Below are 17377 nucleotides of genomic sequence, written 5' to 3'. Positions count from 1 at the left end.
TCAGCCGGTGATGCCCGCGTTGTACGCGTGCAGCCGCCACTTGCCGTCACGGCGGCCCAGCTCCACCCAATGGCAGTTCATGATGCCGCCCAGCGACGGCCAGATCCCGACCGGCAGCTCCAGCAGCTTCGCGGTGAGCGCGACGATCAGGCCGCCGTGCGAGGCGAGCAGCACCGCGTCGCCGACGTCGGAGTTCGGCTGCAGCAGGTCGTTGACGACCTCGCCCGCGCGCCCGGCGACGTCCACCCGCGACTCCCCGCCGGGGGGCGCCCAGGCCGCGTCGGTCCGCCAGCGGTCCCGCTCGCCGGGGTAGGCGGCGTCGACCTCGGGCCCGGTCATCCCCTGCCACTCGCCCAGGTGCGTCTCGCGCAGCCGCTTGTCGATGCGCAGCGGGACGCCGACGGCCTCGGTCAGCACGGTGGCGGTGTCGGTCGCGCGGCGCAGGTCCGAGGCGATCACCAGGTCCGGGGCGAACCGCGCGAGGGCGGGGACGGCGAACCGCGCCTGATTCCAGCCGACCGGGGTCAGCGCGGAGTCCAGGTGCCCCTGCATGCGGCCGGCGGCGTTGTAGTCGGTCTCGCCGTGGCGCCAGAGGAGCAGCCGTCGGGGGCTCACGTGTCCAGGCCGTCCGCGTCGTCGTCGGCTTCTTCGGCCGGGGGCTGGTCGAGACCCTCGACCTCGATGCGCGGGCAGTCCTTCCACAGCCGCTCCAGGCCGTAGAACGAGCGCTCCTCCTGGTGCTGGACGTGCACGACCACGTCGACGTAGTCGAGCAGGACCCAGCGGCCCTCCCGGGCGCCCTCGCGGCGGACCGGTTTGTGCCCGCCGATCCTCAGCTGCTCCTCGACGTTGTCGACGATCGCGCCGACCTGGCGCTCGTTGGGCGCGGAGGCGATCACGAAGGCGTCGGTGATCACGAGCTGGTCGGACACGTCCAGCACGACGACGTCGCTGGCCTTCTTGTCGGCTGCCGCGTGTGCGGCCGCCACGGCCAGCTCTCGTGCCTGGGACGTCGCTGCCACAATGCTCCTTCGGGATTCGGGGTATGCCCGACGAGGGTACCCGGGCGCCTTCGATCACTCACCCTGGTCCTTGCGGTAGAGGTCCTTCTTGGCGATGTAGCGCACCACGCCGTCGGGCACGAGGTACCAGACCGGCTCCCCGCCCTCCACCCGTTCGCGGCACGCGGTGGACGAGATGGCCATGGCCGTCACCTCGACCAGGCTGACCTTCCCGCTGGGCAGGTGCCGGGAGTTGAGCCGGTAGCCGGGCCTCGTGACGCCGATGAAGTGCGCGAAGTCGAACAGCTCGTCGGCCTTGTGCCAGGTGAGGATCTGTTCCAGCGCGTCGGCGCCGGTGATGAAGAACAGCTGGTCGTCCGGGTACTCCTCGTGCAGGTCCCGGAGCGTGTCCACGGTGTAGGTCCGGCCGCTGCGGTCGATGTCCACGCGGCTGACCGAGAACACCGGGTTCGACGCGGTGGCGATCACCGTCATCAGGTACCGGTCCTCGGCACGGGTGATGCGGCGCGCGGTCTTCTGCCACGGCTGGCCGGTGGGCACGAAGATGACCTCGTCCAGGGCGAAGCGCGACTGGACCTCACTGGCCGCGACGAGGTGGCCGTGGTGCACAGGGTCGAAAGTGCCGCCCATGACCCCGATGCGGCGTGGTGACATAGCACCCGAGCCTATACGCGCGGGCGCGCGTAGTCCTGCCGCTGCGCTGCGATGTCCCCTACGCGGCGCGCGGCCGGCCTCCCCGCCCCCCGGTGGGGCCGGCCGCGCTCCGCTCCCGGCGGTCAAGGGGGTCCATCGCCGGGCGACCCGTCTCCTCCCCCGAGAAGGACCGGCCACCCAGGAGAGTGACGAACCCGTACGGCCTTACGTGAGTACCAGTAGTGATTGGCGTCACAATACGGTGGGTGAACGGTCCGCTCACGTCACCACCGGCTCCCGATCTGTCGGGGGGATGGGGTAGACCGGGGACGTGGACACCACCGAAGCCCTGCGCGAACGCGCCGACACCCTGCTCCGCGCGCTCGCCGGCGACAACGCGAAACTGCGCGAGGACCAGTGGACGGCGATCGAGGCCCTGGTCGCGCACCACCGGCGCGCGCTCGTCGTGCAACGCACCGGCTGGGGCAAGTCGGCCGTGTACTTCCTGGCCACGGCGCTGCTGCGGGAGCAGGGCGCGGGCCCGACCGTGATCGTCTCGCCGCTGCTCGCGCTGATGCGCAACCAGATCTCGGCCGCCGCGCGCGCCGGGATCCAGGCGGCGACGATCAACTCCGCGAACGCGCAGGAGTGGGACCAGGTGCAGGCCGCCGTGGTCGCGGGCGAGATCGACGTGCTGCTGGTCAGCCCCGAGCGGTTGAACAACCCGGACTTCCGCGACACCGTGCTGCCCAAGCTCACCGCGAGCGCCGGCCTGCTGGTGGTCGACGAGGCGCACTGCATCTCCGACTGGGGCCACGACTTCCGGCCGGACTACCGGCGCCTGCGCACGTTGCTGGGTGAGCTGCCCGACGGCGTGCCGGTACTGGCCACCACCGCGACAGCGAACGACCGCGTCGCCACCGACGTGGCCGATCAGCTGGGCATCGGCAACGGCGGCGACACGCTCGTGCTGCGCGGCCCGCTCGACCGGGAAAGCCTGCGGCTGGCGGTGGCGGAGCTGCCCACCGACCAGGCCCGCCTGGCCTGGCTCGCCGAGCACCTGGCGGAGCTGCCCGGGTCCGGGATCATCTACACGCTCACCGTCGCGGCGGCCCACGACGTGGCGGCGCTACTGGGCGAGCGGGGCTACCCGGTCGCGGCCTACACCGGCAAGACCGACCCGGCCGACCGGCAGGCCGCGGAGGACGACCTGCTGGGCAACCGGGTCAAGGCGCTGGTCGCGACCTCGGCCCTGGGCATGGGGTTCGACAAGCCGGACCTGGGATTCGTGGTGCACCTGGGCGCGCCGTCCTCGCCGATCGCGTACTACCAGCAGGTCGGGCGCGCCGGGCGCGGGGTCGAGCGGGCCGAGGTCGTGCTGCTGCCGGGACGCGAGGACCGGGCCATCTGGGCGTACTTCGGCTCGCTGGCGTTCCCGGACGAGCTGCGGGTCTCGCAGGTGCTGGAGTCGCTGGCGTACGCCGACCGTCCACTTTCGACAGCGGCCCTGGAGCCGACGGTGGAGCTGTCGCGCTCCCGGCTGGAGATGGTGCTGAAGGTGCTGGACGTCGACGGCGCCGTGCGCCGGGTGCGCGGCGGCTGGGAGAGCACCGGGCAGCCGTGGGAGTACGACCGCGAGCGGTACGCGAGGGTGAGCTCCGCGCGCACGGCCGAGCAGGACGCGATGCTCGGCTATCTCGCGACCACCGGCTGCCGGATGGAGTACCTGCGCCGCCAGCTCGACGACCCGGACGCCGCGCCGTGCGGCCGGTGCGACAACTGCACGGGGCAGCACTGGGACACCTCGGTGTCGGAGGAAGTCGCGGGCGCGACGCGCGAACGCCTGGACCGGCCGGGCGTCGCGGTGTCCGCGCGCAAGCAGTGGCCGAGCGGGATGAGCGGCCTCGACGTGCCGCTGTCGGGCCGGATCGCGGCGGGCGAGCAGGCCGAGCCGGGTCAGGTGCTGGGCCGGCTGACCGATGTGGGCTGGGGCTCGCGGCTGCGTGAGCTGCTGGGACCGGGCGCGGCGGACACCGAGGTACCCGAGGGTGTGTTCCAGGCCTGCGTGAAGGTGCTGGCGGGCTGGCAATGGGCGGAGCGGCCGGTGGCGGTGGTGGCGGTGCCGTCGGTGACCCGCCCGCGGCTGGCGCACAGCCTGGCCACGAAGCTGGCCGAGATCGGACGGCTGGAGTTCCTGGGCTCGCTGGAATCGGCCGGGCCACCACCGCGGCAGGCGAACAGCGCGCAGCGGCTCGCCGATCTGTGGCGCCGGCTCAGCCTGCCGGACGAGGTCGCCACCCGCGTGGCTGCGGCCGGCGGGCCGATCCTGCTCGTCGACGACGTGATCGACACCGGGTGGACGGTCACCCTGGCCACCCGCCTGCTGCGCCAGGCCGGGGCGAAGGGGGTGCTGCCGTTCGCGCTGGCCAGCACGGCTTGAGCGAGGCGGAACCGGCGGCGAAAGCGACCGGACCGGATCGAGGACGGCCGCAGACGGAACGGACTGGGACCGGCCGGGGTGAGCGAGGTTCGGCTGGGTGAGCCGGACTTAGCGTGACGGGGCTGGCGTGGCCGGGCGGACGTGACGGGAGGCAGACCGGGCGGGGCTGAACGTGGCACAGCCGGACCGGGCGGGGCCGGACGTGGCGGGGCAGAGCCGGACCTGGCGAGGCTAAACGCGGCAGGGGCAGAGCCGGACTGGGCGTGACCGGGCTGGCGTGGCTGGCCGGACGTGGCGGGGCAGAGCCGGACCGGGCGAGGCTGGACGTAGCGAGGTCAGAGCCGGACCGGGCGAGGCTGAACGTGGCGGGGCCGGGGGTGGCCGAGTTGGCGTGACCGGGCGGCTCCTTGACGGCCGGTCGCGGCGTGCCGCTGGAAATCCCGCGCGGAGCTACCGGTTCCGGGAGGTTTCTGGCAGAGTGCCGTTCCCCATTCCCGCACGTGGAGGTCGCCATGGCCGGACCGACAACGGACTCGACGGATGCGACGGGTGCTACGGATGCGACGGGCGGGGCGGGGGTTCGGGCGCGGCACCGGCTGCCGGTGCGGAAGCTGTTCGCCGCCAGTGCAGGTAATGCGCTCGAATGGTTCGACTGGACGGTCTACGCGACCTTCAGCATCTACTTCGCCGGGGCGTTCTTCCCCTCTGGCAACGAAACTCTCGCGTTGATCAACACCTTCGGCACCTACGCGCTGGCGTTCTTCTTCCGGCCGCTCGGCGGGGTGCTGCTGGGGCGGTTCGCCGACGTGCACGGGCGCAAGCCCGCGATGATCCTCACCATCGTGCTGATGGCGGGCGGGTCGGTGGCGATCGGGGTGCTGCCGACGTTCGCGCAGGTGGGGTGGCTCGCGCCGGTCCTGTTGCTGCTCGCCCGGGTGGCGCAAGGGCTTTCGCTCGGCGGGGAGGTTTCGAACGCGTCGGCCTACCTCGGGGAAATCGCCCCGCCGCGCAGGCGTGGGCGGTATTCCTCGTTCTTCTACCTCGCCACCGGTTCGGCCGTGCTGGTCGCGACCGTGCTCGGGTTCGTGCTGGCGCGCACGATGGACAAGGCACAGCTGACCTCGTACGGCTGGCGGATCCCGTTCCTGCTGGGCGGGGTGCTCGGGCTGGTCGGGCTGTGGCTGCGCCGGAGCCTGGCCGAGACCGAGCTGTTCGAGGCGAACAAGGGCGCGGCCAAGCGAGTCGAACGTCCACTTCGGACCACCCTGACCCAGCACCCGAAGGCGGTCGGGCAGCTCGTCGGCTTCACCATGCTTTCGACGCTCTGCTACTACACGTTCTTCAGCGCGCTCACGTCCTTCGCCGTGAAGACCCGCGGGGTCGGCGATGTCGACGCGTTCCTCGCGCTTTCTCTTGCCACTGCCCTCTTCGTCGCGCTGCAGTACCCGATGGGCATGCTCGCCGACCGCTTCGGGCGCAGGCCGCAGCTGCTGGTCTGGTCCGGGGTGACGGCGGTGGTGATCGTGCCGCTGTCCTACCTGGTGCGGCCGGGGCTGGGCGGGGTGCTCGTGGTGTTCTGCGTCGGGCTCGTGCTCTACACGGCGATGACCTCGCTGGCGCCGGCCCTCATGAGCGAGCTGTTCCCGACCGAACTGCGCGGGCTGGGCATCGGCGCCTGGTACAACCTCACCGTGGCCGTCTTCGGCGGCACCGCGCCACTCGTGCTGAGCGCGCTGTCCGCGAGCGGTGCTTCGGTAGCGTTCTTCTCCTACGTCGCGGTCGCCGCCGCCATCGCGTTCTTCGTCATCCTGCGCATGCCCGAGACCAACGGCACTGAGCTGCGGTAATGCGGTCGTTCCGGCGTGATGCGGGTCGTTAGGCTACGGCGATCCGACCCACGTGAAGGAGGGACACCATGCAGGCGACTGAGGTGAGCGAGGAACTGGCCCGACGCGTCGTGGACGCCCTCCACCGCGCCTTGGGCGTCGAGCTCGCGCCGGAGGACGCGCTGATCACCGTGTCCGCCCGCGAAGGCGTCGATTACCAGTGCAACCTCGCCATGAGCCTGGGCAAACGGCTCGGCCGGCCACCGCGTGAGGTCGCCGCGCTGATCGTGGCGAACCTCGACCTCGCGGGGGTCGCGGAGCCGCCGGAGGTGGCCGGGCCCGGCTTCTTGAACTTCGTCCTGCGCCGGGAATGGCTGGAGCGAAGCGTTTGCGCGCTGGTCGGTGACGAGCGGCTCGGGGTCGCGCCCGTGGCCGGACCGCGCCGCATCGCGCTCGACTACAGCAGTCCGAACGTGGCCAAGGAGATGCACGTCGGGCACCTGCGCTCCTCGGTGATCGGCGACGCGATCGCGCGGCTGCTGCGCTTCGCGGGCCACGAAGTGCTGCCGCACAACCATCTCGGCGACTGGGGCACCCCGTTCGGCCTGCTGATCGAGCACCTGCTGGACGAGCCGCCCACCGGGCCCAGCGGCATCGGCGATCTCAACGCGTTCTACCAGGCCGCGCGCCGCAAGTTCGACTCCGACGAGGCGTTCGCCACGCGCTCCCGCGAGCGCGTGGTCAAGCTGCAGGGCGGCGACGCCGGGACGCTCGCCGTCTGGCAGGAGCTGGTCGACGAATCGACACGGCACTTCAACGAGGTCTACCGCCAGCTCGCCGTCACGCTCACCGACGCCGACATCTACGGCGAAAGCTTCTACAACCCGTACCTGGCCAAGGTGGTCGACGAGCTGGCGGCCGACGGTCTCACCGAGGTCAGCGACGGCGCCGTATGCGTTTTCCCGCAAGGCTTCCACAACCGCGAAGGCGACCGGCTGCCGCTGATCGTGCGCAAGCGCGACGGCGGTTACGGCTACGCGGCCACGGACCTGGCCACCGCGAAGTACTGGACGGCCGAGCGCGGCGCGACCGACCTGCTCTACGTCGTCGGCACCCCGCAGGCCCAGCACTTCGCCATGGTGTTCGCCGTCGGCCGCGCGGCGGGCTGGCTCGACGGCGTCCGCACCGAGCACATCGGGTTCGGCTCCGTGCTCGGCGCGGACGGCAAGGTGATGCGCACCCGCGCCGGCGAGACGACCAAGCTCGCCGACCTGCTCGAAGAGGCCGTCGGGCAGGCCGCGGCCGTGGTCGCCGAGCGCAGCGAACTGGACGCGGGCGAGCAGCGCGAGGTGGCGCGGGCGGTGGGCATCGGCGCGGTGAAGTACGCGGACCTCTCCGGCGACCGCGAGCACGACTACGTGTTCGCCTGGGACCGGATGCTGGCCAAGGACGGCAACACCTCGGTCTACCTGCAGTACGCGCACGCGCGGATCGAGTCGATCCTGGCCAAGGCCGGTGCGCAGCCGGCGGAGGCGCCCGTGCTGCTCGGCGAGCCGGCCGAACGCGCGCTGGCCCTCTCGCTGCTTCGCTTCGGTGAGGCTTTCCGCGCCGCCATGGCGGGGTACGCGCCGCACAAGCTGTGCGCCTACTTGTACGAGACGGCCGTGACCTTCTCGCGCTTCTACGAACAGTGTCCGGTCCTCGCCGCCGCGACACCAGAGCTGCGCGCTTCACGGGTCCAGCTGGCCACCCTCACTGCGCGGACGCTGGTACTCGGGCTCGATCTGCTCGGCATCGAGGCGCCGCGCCGACTCTGAGCCATGACTGGCCGGGCTCGGCGAAAGCGTGACGCTTCGATACAGGCCGGGGGTCGGGCCCCGGAGACGCCGAGCCGTCCGCCCATGTCACGAAGCGACGGGCACTCCGCGCCGGTTCGCAGGCGGCCGGAAACCGGTCCGATGACGCCAGTACCTTGACAAACCGGTCCAGCCTGTGTGCTTATTACTGCACATTACAAGCTGCCAACGAGCACGATCTTGCATTTCGGGAGGCTCAAGTGCATCGACGACTGGCGTACGCGGCAGCCGGGCTGGTCCTGGCCGGGACCATCGCGACTCCTGCCGCCGCAGATTCGCTCTCGTCCGTCTCGGTGCCGCGGGGCCCCGATTCCCCCGGCTACCAGCTACGCATCGACACCGCGCGGCTGGGCATCAGCGTTTCGCGTGGCGGCGAGCCGCTGCTGCGCACCGCGGCCGACGCGTTCACCTTCGACGGCGGGGTGGCGACCCGCGTCCGGTCGGTCTCGCGGGACGGCGCGGCCATCGTCGCCGAGGCCGACAGCACCGCGGGCCGCCCGGTGACCCTGCGGGTCACCCCGCACGCGGACCGGTTCGACCTGAGCTGGACGGTCGGCGGGCTCGCCGCCGGGCAGCGGGCGACCCACTTCGACCTGGCCACTTCCGGCCACTGGTACGGCGGCGGCGAGACCACTGAGGGCAAGCCCCAGCCGTACCCGCTCTCCGCCGGAGTGGTCGACGAGCCGGAGTTCTCCCCCGCCAGCTACATGATGCAGGAGCCGTACTTCTTCACCTCGAAGTCGGTGGGGCTCTACGTCCGCACCGCGCAGCCGATGAAGGTCGCGCTGGCCGGCGGGCGCGCCGACCTGACCGTCACGAACTCCGCGGAGTACTCGAGCACGGTCTTCGTCGAGTCGACCCGGCGAGCGGTGTACGACGACTACATCGGCGAAGTGGGCAAGCCCGCCAAGAGCGACGCTTCCGACGCCGAGTTCAAAAGTCCACTGTGGAACTCCTGGGCGCAGTACTACCGCGACATCGACCAGGCCAAGGTGCTCTCCTGGGCGCGGGACCTGAAGAAGGCGGGCGTGGCCGGGCACACCGTGCAGCTCGACGACAAGTGGGAGTCGAACTACGGCAACCTGACCTTCGACTCGAAGACCTTCCCGGACCCGAAGAAGCTGGCCGACGACATCCACGCCATGGGCCAGAAGTTCGGCCTGTGGACCACGTTCTGGATCAACCTCGACTCGGCCAACTACGCCTACGCCCGGGACCACGGCTACCTGGTGCACGCCAAGGGCAGCACCACCACCCCGTGCACGGTGACCTGGTGGAACGGCACCGCGGGCATCATCGACCTCGGCAACCCGCAGGCCCGCGACTGGTACACCGGCAACCTGCGCAAGCTGATGACCGACTACGGCGTCGACGGCTTCAAGTTCGACACCCGCTTCTTCGACGACCGGTGCGCCACCACCGGCACCCTGACCCCGCGGGACTACCAGAAGCTCGGTGCGGACATGACCGACGCGTTCGACCAGCAGGGCGCGGGCATCCGCACGCACTGGGGCAACCAGCGCTACGGCTTCGTGATCCGCGCGGTCGACGCGGACACCACCTGGGACGGCCTGCGCACCTCCGTGCGCCGCGCGACGGCGATCTCGACCGACGGCTACCCCTTCGTCGAGACCGACATGATCGGCGGTTCGGAGAGCATGCCGCCGCCCACCCGCGAGGTGCTCATCCGCTGGGCCCAGGCCGCTTCGCTGATGCCGCTGATGTACGCGTCCACCTCGCCGGTGACCACGGTCGACACCACGACGGGCAAGACCGTCGTCTACCCCCCGGACACGGCGAAGCTGTACGCCGACGCGGTCCGCACCCACGCGAAGCTGGCGGGCTACCTGAAGACGCAGGTGCAGCGGGCGGTCCAGGACGGCACCCCGATCATGCGGCCGGTGTACTTCGACTTCCCCGCCGATCACCGCTTCGACACGATCGACGACGAGTGGATGCTCGGCCCCGCCGTGCTGGCCGCCCCGATGCTCACCGCCGGCACCACCCGGGACGTCACGCTGCCCGCCGGGCTGTGGTTCGACCCCCGCACCAAGCGGGTCGAGGTGGGTGGGCGCACGCTGCACGGCTACCCGGTGCCGCTGGACACCGCGCCCCTGTTCGTGCGGATCGGCGCCCCGGGCTGGACCGGCCTGATCGCCACCCTCACCCGCTGACCCCGGCCGGCCCGCGGTCAGCGGCGCAGCGGCACCAGGTCGTCGGCGTGGACGACCTCGCGGCGGAACTCCGCGGGCAGTTCGGGGGTGGAGCGGCCGATCAGGGCGGGCAACTCGCCCGAGTCGAAGGCGACCACCCCGCGAGCCACCGCGGTGTCCCCGGCGTCCACCAGGTCCACCACGTCACCGGCCTGGAACTCGCCTTCGACGCCGGTGATCCCGGCGGCCAGCAGGGAGCGGCGGCGGCGCACGATGGCCGTCACCGCGCCGTCGTCGAGGCGGAGGCGGCCGGAGGCGTCGGTGGCGTAGCCCAGCCAGAAACGGCGCGCGGACAGGCGGGTGTCGGCCGGGGCGAAGGCCGTGCCGACGTCCGCCGGGCCGAGGGCTGCGGCCGCGTCCGCGGCGGCGGCCAGCAGCACCGGGATGCCCGCGCCGGCGGCGGTGCGGGCGGCGGCCAGCTTCGAGACCATGCCGCCCGTGCCGAGGCCGGAGGACGACATGCCGACGCTGATACCGTCCACATCGGACTCACTCAGCACCTCGGCGATCCGGCGGGTGGCGCCGTCGCGCGGGTCGCCGTCGTACAGTCCGTCCACATCGGACAGCAGGACCAGCGCGTCGGCGCCGATCAGGTGGGCCACCAGTGCGGCCAGGCGGTCGTTGTCGCCGAACCGGATCTCCTGAGTGGCCACGGTGTCGTTCTCGTTCACCACCGGCACGGCGCCGAGCGCGAGCAGCCGGGAGAACGTGCGCTGCGCGTTGCGGTAGTGCGCGCGGCGCACCACGTCGTCTGAGGTCAGCAGCACCTGCCCGACGGTCAGCGAATAGCGGCCGAACGACTCGGTGTACGCGTGCGCCAGCTGCAACTGCCCCACGCTCGCCGCCGCCTGCTGCGTCGCGAGGTCACGCGGGCGCTTGCCCAGAGACAGCGGCGCGAGGCCCGCGCCGATCGCGCCGGAGGAGACCAGGACGATCTGCGCCGCCCGGGCCACGCGGGCGGCGATGGCGTCGACCAGCGCGTCCAGCCTGGTCACGTCGAGTCCGCTGCCCGCCGTGGTCAGGGCCGAGGACCCGACCTTGACCACCAGCCGCCGGGCCTCGGCGATCTCCTGGCGGGTACCGCTCACCGGTCCCGCTCCACCGGATCCTCATCCGGGCCGGTCTCGGACGCCGGGATTTCGAGGTCTTCGCCGCCGTCCGGCCCGTCCCGGCGGATCCGGCGGGCCTCCTTGCGGTCACTCGCGCCGATGCGCTCGTTGCGCTCCAGCCGCACGTCCGTGCCGCGCCCGGACAGGTGCACGTGAACGTCCGGGGTCGAGGGCTGCCACTCGAACTGCACGTCGCCGACCGTGACCGGGCTGCCCGGCCGCGCGCCGAGCTTGGCCAGCTTGTCTTCGACGCCGAGCCGGTTGAGCCGGTCGGCGAGGTAGCCGACGGCCTCGTCGTTGGCGAAGTTGGTCTGGCGGATCCAGCGCTCGGGCCGGGAGCCGCGGACGATGAACGCGCCCGCCTCCTCGGGATCGGCCTCGACGGTGAACCCGCTTTCGTCCACAGCCATCGGCCGCAGCACGATCCGCTCGGCCTCCAGCACCGGCTGCGCCTCGCGGTGCTCCTCGACGACCTTCGACAGCGCGAAGGTGAGCTCCCGCAGGCCCTTGCGCGAAGCCGTCGACACCGCGAACACCTGAAGCCCGCGAGCTTCGAAGTCCGCGCGGACGAACTCGGCCAGCTCCGCCGCTTCCGGCACGTCGATCTTGTTCAGCACGACCACTCGCGGCCGCTGGTCGAGCTTGCCGCCGAGGCCGGGGGTGTACTTGGCCAGCTCGGCCTCCAGCGCGTCCACATCGGACAGCGGGTCGCGGCCCGGCTCCAGGGTGGCGCAGTCGACCACGTGCACCAGCACCGCGCAGCGCTCGATGTGGCGCAAGAAGTCCAGGCCCAGGCCCTTGCCCTCGGAGGCGCCGGGGATCAGTCCGGGCACGTCGGCCATGGTGAACGCGGTGGCTCCGGCGGTGATCACGCCCAGGTTCGGCACCAGCGTGGTGAACGGGTAGTCGGCGATCTTCGGCTTGGCCGCGGACAGCACCGAAATCAGCGAGGACTTGCCCGCGGAGGGGAAGCCGAGCAGGCCGACGTCGGCCACCGAGCGCAGCTCCAGCACCAGGTTGCGGCTCTCCCCCGGCTCGCCGAGCAGCGCGAACCCGGGGGCCTTGCGCGCCTTGGACGCCAGCGAGGCGTTGCCGAGGCCGCCGCGCCCGCCCTGGGCGGCGACGAACGTGGTGCCGGTGTTCACCAGGTCCGCGACCAGCTCGCCGTCTTCGGTGAACACCACGGTACCGGCGGGCACGTGCATCTCCAGCGCGTCACCCGCGGCGCCGTTGCGGTTGCTGCCCTGGCCCATCTTGCCGTTGCCGGCGCGGGCGTGCGGGCGGAAGTGGAAGTCGAGCAGGGTGTGCACGTTGGGGTCGACGACCAGGGTGACGTCGCCCCCGTTGCCCCCGTTGCCCCCGTCGGGGCCGCCGAGCGGCTTGAACTTCTCGCGGTGCACCGAGGCACAGCCGTTCCCACCGTCGCCGGCGGTCAGGTGGATCACCGCGCGGTCCACGAACCGGGACGCCATGACATGCCTCTCTTCACTCGCGAAAAAGCTACCGGACAAGACGAACGAGGGGTGGGGCCGGATATTCCGGCTCCACCCCTCGTTCGAAGAATCGTGCGTGTCGAAAAGCCTGGATCAGGCGTCGACGGACGCGGGCACGATGTTGACCGTCTTGCGGCCACGCTTCGTGCCGAACTCGACCGCACCGGCGGCGAGGGCGAACAGCGTGTCATCGCCACCACGGCCGACGTTCACGCCGGGGTGGAACTTGGTGCCACGCTGACGGATCAGGATCTCACCGGCGTTGACTTCCTGGCCGCCGTAACGCTTCACGCCCAGCCGCTGGGCGTTGGAGTCGCGACCGTTGCGGGAGCTGGACGCACCCTTCTTGTGAGCCATGCGGAAAGCCCTTCTTGCGAAAGTTTCAGTCTGACGAAGATCCGGCGAACTACAGGGAGATACCGGTGACCTCGACGCGGGTCAGCTTCTGCCGGTGACCCTGGCGCTTGTGGTAGCCGGTCTTGTTCTTGAACTTGTGGATCCGGATCTTCGGACCCTTGGTCTGCTCGACGACCTTGCCGGTGACCGAGACCTTCGCCAACGCGTCCGCGTCCGTGGTGACCTCGCCACCGTCGACGAACAGCACGGCGGGGAGGATGTGCTCGGTGCCCGGCTCGCCCTCGAGCTTCTCGACCTCGACGACGTCGCCGACGGCCACCTTGTACTGCTTGCCGCCGGTCTTGACGATCGCGTACGCCGACACGGAAGTCTCCTGCGTTGATCTCGGCCCGGTAACTACTGGGCATTCGGATGGGGGCTGGCGCGGACGGCCCGCCGTGGCGGCGGTCCAGGTACTCGCGCAGCGACCTGCTCTGGTGGCAGGCCGTACTACAGGTTACGTGAGGTTCCCCGGTGGATGGACACCGGGGTCCCCTACGTGGTCTTTCAGCTCTGTCCCGGGGCGCCCACCGGCGGACCGGCGGGACGCGAAGCCGCGCGGCGCGGGCGCCGCCGGGGGGCCCGCCCGGCCGGGGCCGCGGCCTCGGGCTCGGCGGACCGGTCCGTCCCGGCCGGAGTCCCGGGGCGGGTCACCGGCTCCTCGGCCGGCTCGGGCTCCGGCGTGGACTCCACGACCGGCTCCTCCTGCGGCACCTCGACCTCGTCGGCCGGGCTGGTGACCGGCTGGCCGGCCACCTCCGTGGCGGGCTCCGGGACCGCGGGGGCGGTCTCGTACACCTCGGGCGTCTCGGCGGTGTCGGTGAGCTCGGGAGCGTGCTCCTCGTGCTCCGGCCTGACCGCCGCGACCTTCGCCGCCTGGGCCATGGCCTGGACCGCCGTCACCACGGACTCGCGCTGCTCCGGCGTCGGGGCCGGCGGGGCCGCCTCGGCCTTGGGCTCGACGTGCGGCTGGACGTCTTCGCCCTTGCCGCGGCCCCCGCGCGAACGACGGGAGCCCTTGCCCTCGCCGCCGCCGTGGTTGTGGCCGTTGGTGTTCCCCCCGCCGTTGCTCCCGCCGTTGCCGCCGCCACCGGTGCGCTGCGGCTCGGTCGAGACGACCACGCCGCGGCCCTTGCAGTGCTCGCACGGCGTCGAGAACGCCTCGAGCAGCCCGGTGCCGATCTTCTTGCGGGTCATCTGGACCAGGCCCAGCGAGGTGACCTCGGCCACCTGGTGGCGCGTGCGGTCCCGGCCGAGGCACTCGGTCAGCCGGCGCAGCACCAGCTCGCGGTTGGACTCCAGCACCATGTCGATGAAGTCGATCACGATGATGCCGCCGATGTCCCGCAGCCGGAGCTGGCGGACGATCTCCTCCGCCGACTCCAGGTTGTTGCGGGTCACCGTCTCCTCGAGGTTGCCCCCCGAACCGGTGAACTTGCCGGTGTTGACGTCGATGACGGTCATCGCCTCGGTGCGGTCGATCACCAGGTAGCCGCCCGAGGGCAGCCAGACCTTGCGGTCGAGGGCCTTGGTGATCTGCTCGTCGATCCGGTGGTCGGAGAACGCGTCGCCGGTGCCGGTGTAGCGCTTGAGCCGGCCGATCAGGTCCGGCGCCACGTGCTCCACGTAGGAGTGGATGGTGTCCCAGGCCCGGCCGCCCTGGACCTCGAGCTTGACGAAGTCCTCGGTGAACAGGTCGCGCACGACCTTCACCAGCAGGTCGGGCTCTTCGTAGAGCATGGTCGGCGCGCCGCCCTTCTTGGGCGGGCCCGAACCGGCCTTCTCCTTGATCACGTCCCACTGCGCCTTGAGCCGGCGGACGTCGCGGTCGAGCTCCTCCTCGGCGATGCCCTCGGAGGCGGTGCGGATGATCACGCCCGCGTCCTCCGGGACGATCCGCTTGAGGATGTCCTTGAGCCGGCGCCGCTCGTTCTCCGGCAGCTTGCGGGAGATGCCGGTGGCCCCGCCGGCCGGCACGTAGACCAGGAAGCGGCCGGGCAGCGAGATCTGCGTGGTCAGCCGGGCCCCCTTGTGCCCGACCGGGTCCTTGGTGACCTGCACCAGCACGCTGTCGCCGGTGGAGAGCGCCTGCTCGATCTTGCGCGCCTTGCCTTCGAGCCCGGCCGCGTCCCAGTCGACCTCGCCGGCGTACAGCACGGCGTTGCGGCCACGGCCGATGTCGATGAACGCCGCCTCCATGCTGGGCAGCACGTTCTGCACCCGGCCGAGGTAGACGTTGCCGACGATCGAACCGGTGCCCGAGGAGGTCACGAAGTGCTCGACCAGCACGCCGTCCTCGAGCACGCCGATCTGCGTGGAGTCGCCCTTCTCGGCGACGACCATGGTGCGCTCGACCGACTCCCGGCGGGCCAGGAACTCGGCCTCGGACAGGATCGGCGCGCGGCGGCGGCCGGCCTCGCGGCCGTCCCGGCGGCGCTGGCGCTTGGCCTCCAGCCGGGTCGAGCCGCGGACGCTGCGCACCTCGTCGCGCGCCGGGCGCTCGCTGGGCGGCTGCTCGGCCTTGGCCTGGCGGACGTGGGTGACGGTGTTGGGCGGGTCGTCGCTGCCCGAGCCGTCGGAGCTGTCGTCGTCCCCGCCCTTGCGGCGGCGACGGCGACGGCGGCGCTTGTTGCCGCCTTCACCGTCGGAATCGTGGTCGGAGTCGCTGTCGGAGCTGTCCTCGGACTCGGCCGCGCCGGTGCTCTCCGCCTCGGCGTGCTTGTCGTCCTCGGTGTCGCCGCCGCGACCGCGCTTGCGGCCCTGCGGACGTTCCGGATGCTCGTCGGCCGAGTCGTCTTCGCCCTCGCCCGAGCCCTCGTCGCCGCCCTTACCGCGGCCACGGCCCCGGCGGCCACGACGACGGCGACGGCGACCGGCGGCCTCATCGCTGTCGTCGTCCTCGCGGTTGTCACGGTCGTCGCGCTCGTCGGTGTCTTCAGCCTGGTCCTCGGCCTGATCCTCGTCGGCCGGCGCCTCGGGCCCGCCGAAGACCGGGGCCGGCTTGGACCGCCTGGCCGGGGAGGCCTCCGTCTCGGTCTCGGCCTCGGGCGGCAGGAAGACCGGCGACGGCGCGGCGAACACCGGCACGTGGACCGGGCGCTTGCGGCGGCCGGTAGGACGCTCCGCCTGCTCACCGGCGGCTGCTTCGGCCTCCGGACGGCCGGTGCCCTGCTGGTCAGCGGCCTGCCGGGTACCGGTCGGCGGTTCGGGGACCGACGGGGTGGCGGCGGACGGCTGGGTGCCGGTCTGCGGCTGGGTGCCGGTTTGCGGCTGGGTGCCGGTTTGCGGCTGGGTGCCGGTTTGCGGCTGGGTGCCGGTTTGCGGCTGGGTGCCGGTTTGCGGCTGGGTGCCGGTTTGCGGCTGGGTGCCGGTTTGCGGCTGGGTGCCGGTTTGCGGCTGGGTGCCGGTTTGCGGCTGGGTGCCGGTTTGCGGCTGGGTGCCGGTTTGCGGCTGGGTGGTCTGCTCTTCGGCGGCCTGGTCCCCGGCGGCCTGGTCCACGGCGGACGGCTGGCCCGCCTTACGGGTGGCGCCACGGCGCACGGCTCGACGGCCGCCGGACTTGGCGGGCGCCTCGGCGGCGGGAGTCCCGGCGGTCTCGGCGGCTGGGGTGGCTTCGGCGGCCGAGGTGGTTCCGGCGGCCGAGGTGGTTCCGGCGGCCGGGGTGACTCCGGCGGCCGAGGTGGCAGCAATGGCGTCGGTGGTCGGCGCGGCACTGGAGGTCGGCGCGGCACCGGAAGTCGGGGCGGCACCGGTCCTGGCGGCCGGAGATTCGGCCGGGGTGGTCACAGTGGCCGGAGCGATACCGGTGACCGGAGCGGTGCCCGTCTCGGCGGCCGGGGATGCCGCGGCTGAGGGTTCAGCAGCGGGGGATGTGGCGGCCGGGGCCGGGGCGGCTTCCGGGGTGGCCGGACCGCCTTCCTGGGCGGCGTCGCCGGAGAGCGCCTCGGCGAGGCGGATCGCGACCTCGCGGGTCACGCTGGACTGCGCGCTGCGCGGGGCCTCCCCCATCTCGGCCAGCTTGGCCAGGATGTCGCGGCTGTTCGAGCCCAGCAGTTTCGCCAGGGCGTGCACCCGCAGGCGCGGTGGCAGCTCCCCCAGCGGACTGGTGGCGGGTGCGGCGGTGTTCCCGCCGGTCTGATCGGCGGGTGTATCCGCGTTCGGCATGTTTCTCCTCCGCCCCCGGGCGCGTCGGCCGGTGAACACCGGTGACGACGCGGCCGCGCAGGGGCCCTTTCTGTTTCGTGCCCGCCAGGTGGAGTCCACCGCCGGGAATCCTTGCCAACAGCCGTGCGGTCCACCGGTCGGCGGGACGCGCACGGCAAGGTCTGCTCGGCGGTGCGCCGGTCTGGCTCGCAACCCCGCAGGCCACCCACCACGACGTCGAGCTGC

Annotated in this window: 12 protein-coding genes; 4 read left to right on the top strand and 8 right to left on the bottom strand. The window is 72.1% G+C overall.

The genetic code is table 11. The features are described 5' to 3' along the window. The 3 genes from NYF13_RS27145 to nadD are packed head-to-tail and all read right to left on the bottom strand — an operon-like array spanning position 1 to position 1652. Entirely contained in the window at positions 1–615 is a 615-nt protein-coding gene (locus NYF13_RS27145) for a histidine phosphatase family protein (protein ID WP_315660590.1), read from the bottom strand. Beyond that, the gene (gene rsfS, locus NYF13_RS27140; protein WP_315660589.1) at positions 612–1022 is read right to left on the bottom strand and encodes a ribosome silencing factor; all 411 of its coding nucleotides are present in this window, start codon (positions 1020–1022) and stop codon (positions 612–614) included. Before rsfS ends, NYF13_RS27145 begins: the two co-directional genes overlap by 4 nt. Before the next feature lie 54 nt (positions 1023–1076). Next, a complete protein-coding gene (gene nadD, locus NYF13_RS27135; protein WP_396287752.1) occupies positions 1077–1652 on the bottom strand; it encodes a nicotinate-nucleotide adenylyltransferase in 576 nt (191 codons plus the stop codon). A 334-nt stretch (positions 1653–1986) separates the two neighbouring features. On the opposite strand from nadD, the gene NYF13_RS27130 reads away from it, so the two are divergent. The 4 genes from NYF13_RS27130 to NYF13_RS27115 all read left to right on the top strand — a co-directional run bounded on the left by NYF13_RS27130 (position 1987) and on the right by NYF13_RS27115 (position 9951). Next, a complete protein-coding gene (locus tag NYF13_RS27130; RefSeq protein ID WP_315660586.1) occupies positions 1987–4095 on the top strand; it encodes a RecQ family ATP-dependent DNA helicase in 2109 nt (702 codons plus the stop codon). Between the two features lie 512 nt (positions 4096–4607). Beyond that, positions 4608–5942 carry an MFS transporter gene (locus tag NYF13_RS27125; RefSeq protein ID WP_396287721.1) on the top strand — a complete coding sequence of 445 codons (1335 nt, stop codon included), beginning with the start codon at positions 4608–4610 and terminating at the stop codon, positions 5940–5942. A gap of 68 nt (positions 5943–6010) precedes the next feature. Then, a complete protein-coding gene (gene argS, locus NYF13_RS27120) occupies positions 6011–7738 on the top strand; it encodes an arginine--tRNA ligase (RefSeq protein ID WP_315660584.1) in 1728 nt (575 codons plus the stop codon). A 239-nt stretch (positions 7739–7977) separates the two neighbouring features. Next, a complete protein-coding gene (locus NYF13_RS27115) occupies positions 7978–9951 on the top strand; it encodes a glycoside hydrolase family 31 protein (RefSeq protein WP_315660583.1) in 1974 nt (657 codons plus the stop codon). A 17-nt stretch (positions 9952–9968) separates the two neighbouring features. Here the strand turns inward: NYF13_RS27115 and proB are convergent, their stop codons facing one another. From proB to NYF13_RS27090, 5 genes are all read right to left on the bottom strand, one after another. Continuing rightward, a complete protein-coding gene (gene proB, locus NYF13_RS27110) occupies positions 9969–11078 on the bottom strand; it encodes a glutamate 5-kinase (protein ID WP_315660582.1) in 1110 nt (369 codons plus the stop codon). Next, positions 11075–12571 carry a GTPase ObgE gene (gene obgE, locus NYF13_RS27105; RefSeq protein WP_315660580.1) on the bottom strand — a complete coding sequence of 499 codons (1497 nt, stop codon included), beginning with the start codon at positions 12569–12571 and terminating at the stop codon, positions 11075–11077. The genes proB and obgE overlap by 4 nt, the downstream gene beginning before the upstream one ends. 114 nt (positions 12572–12685) lie before the next feature. Further along, positions 12686–12949: a 50S ribosomal protein L27 gene (gene rpmA, locus NYF13_RS27100; RefSeq protein WP_315660579.1), complete on the bottom strand. Its 264-nt coding sequence runs from the start codon at positions 12947–12949 to the stop codon at positions 12686–12688. A 49-nt stretch (positions 12950–12998) separates the two neighbouring features. Continuing rightward, positions 12999–13313, bottom strand: a complete 315-nt coding sequence (gene rplU, locus NYF13_RS27095; protein ID WP_315660578.1) for a 50S ribosomal protein L21 — start codon at positions 13311–13313, stop codon at positions 12999–13001. Between the two features lie 182 nt (positions 13314–13495). Then, entirely contained in the window at positions 13496–17152 is a 3657-nt protein-coding gene (locus NYF13_RS27090) for a translation initiation factor IF-2 N-terminal domain-containing protein (RefSeq protein WP_315660577.1), read from the bottom strand. Positions 17153–17377 lie beyond the last annotated feature (225 nt).

It is taken from the genome of Amycolatopsis sp. PS_44_ISF1 (genome assembly GCF_032335455.1).
In the GTDB taxonomy this organism is placed as follows: Bacteria; Actinomycetota; Actinomycetes; order Mycobacteriales; family Pseudonocardiaceae; genus Amycolatopsis.
This window is presented reverse-complemented; position numbering and strand designations above follow the sequence as displayed.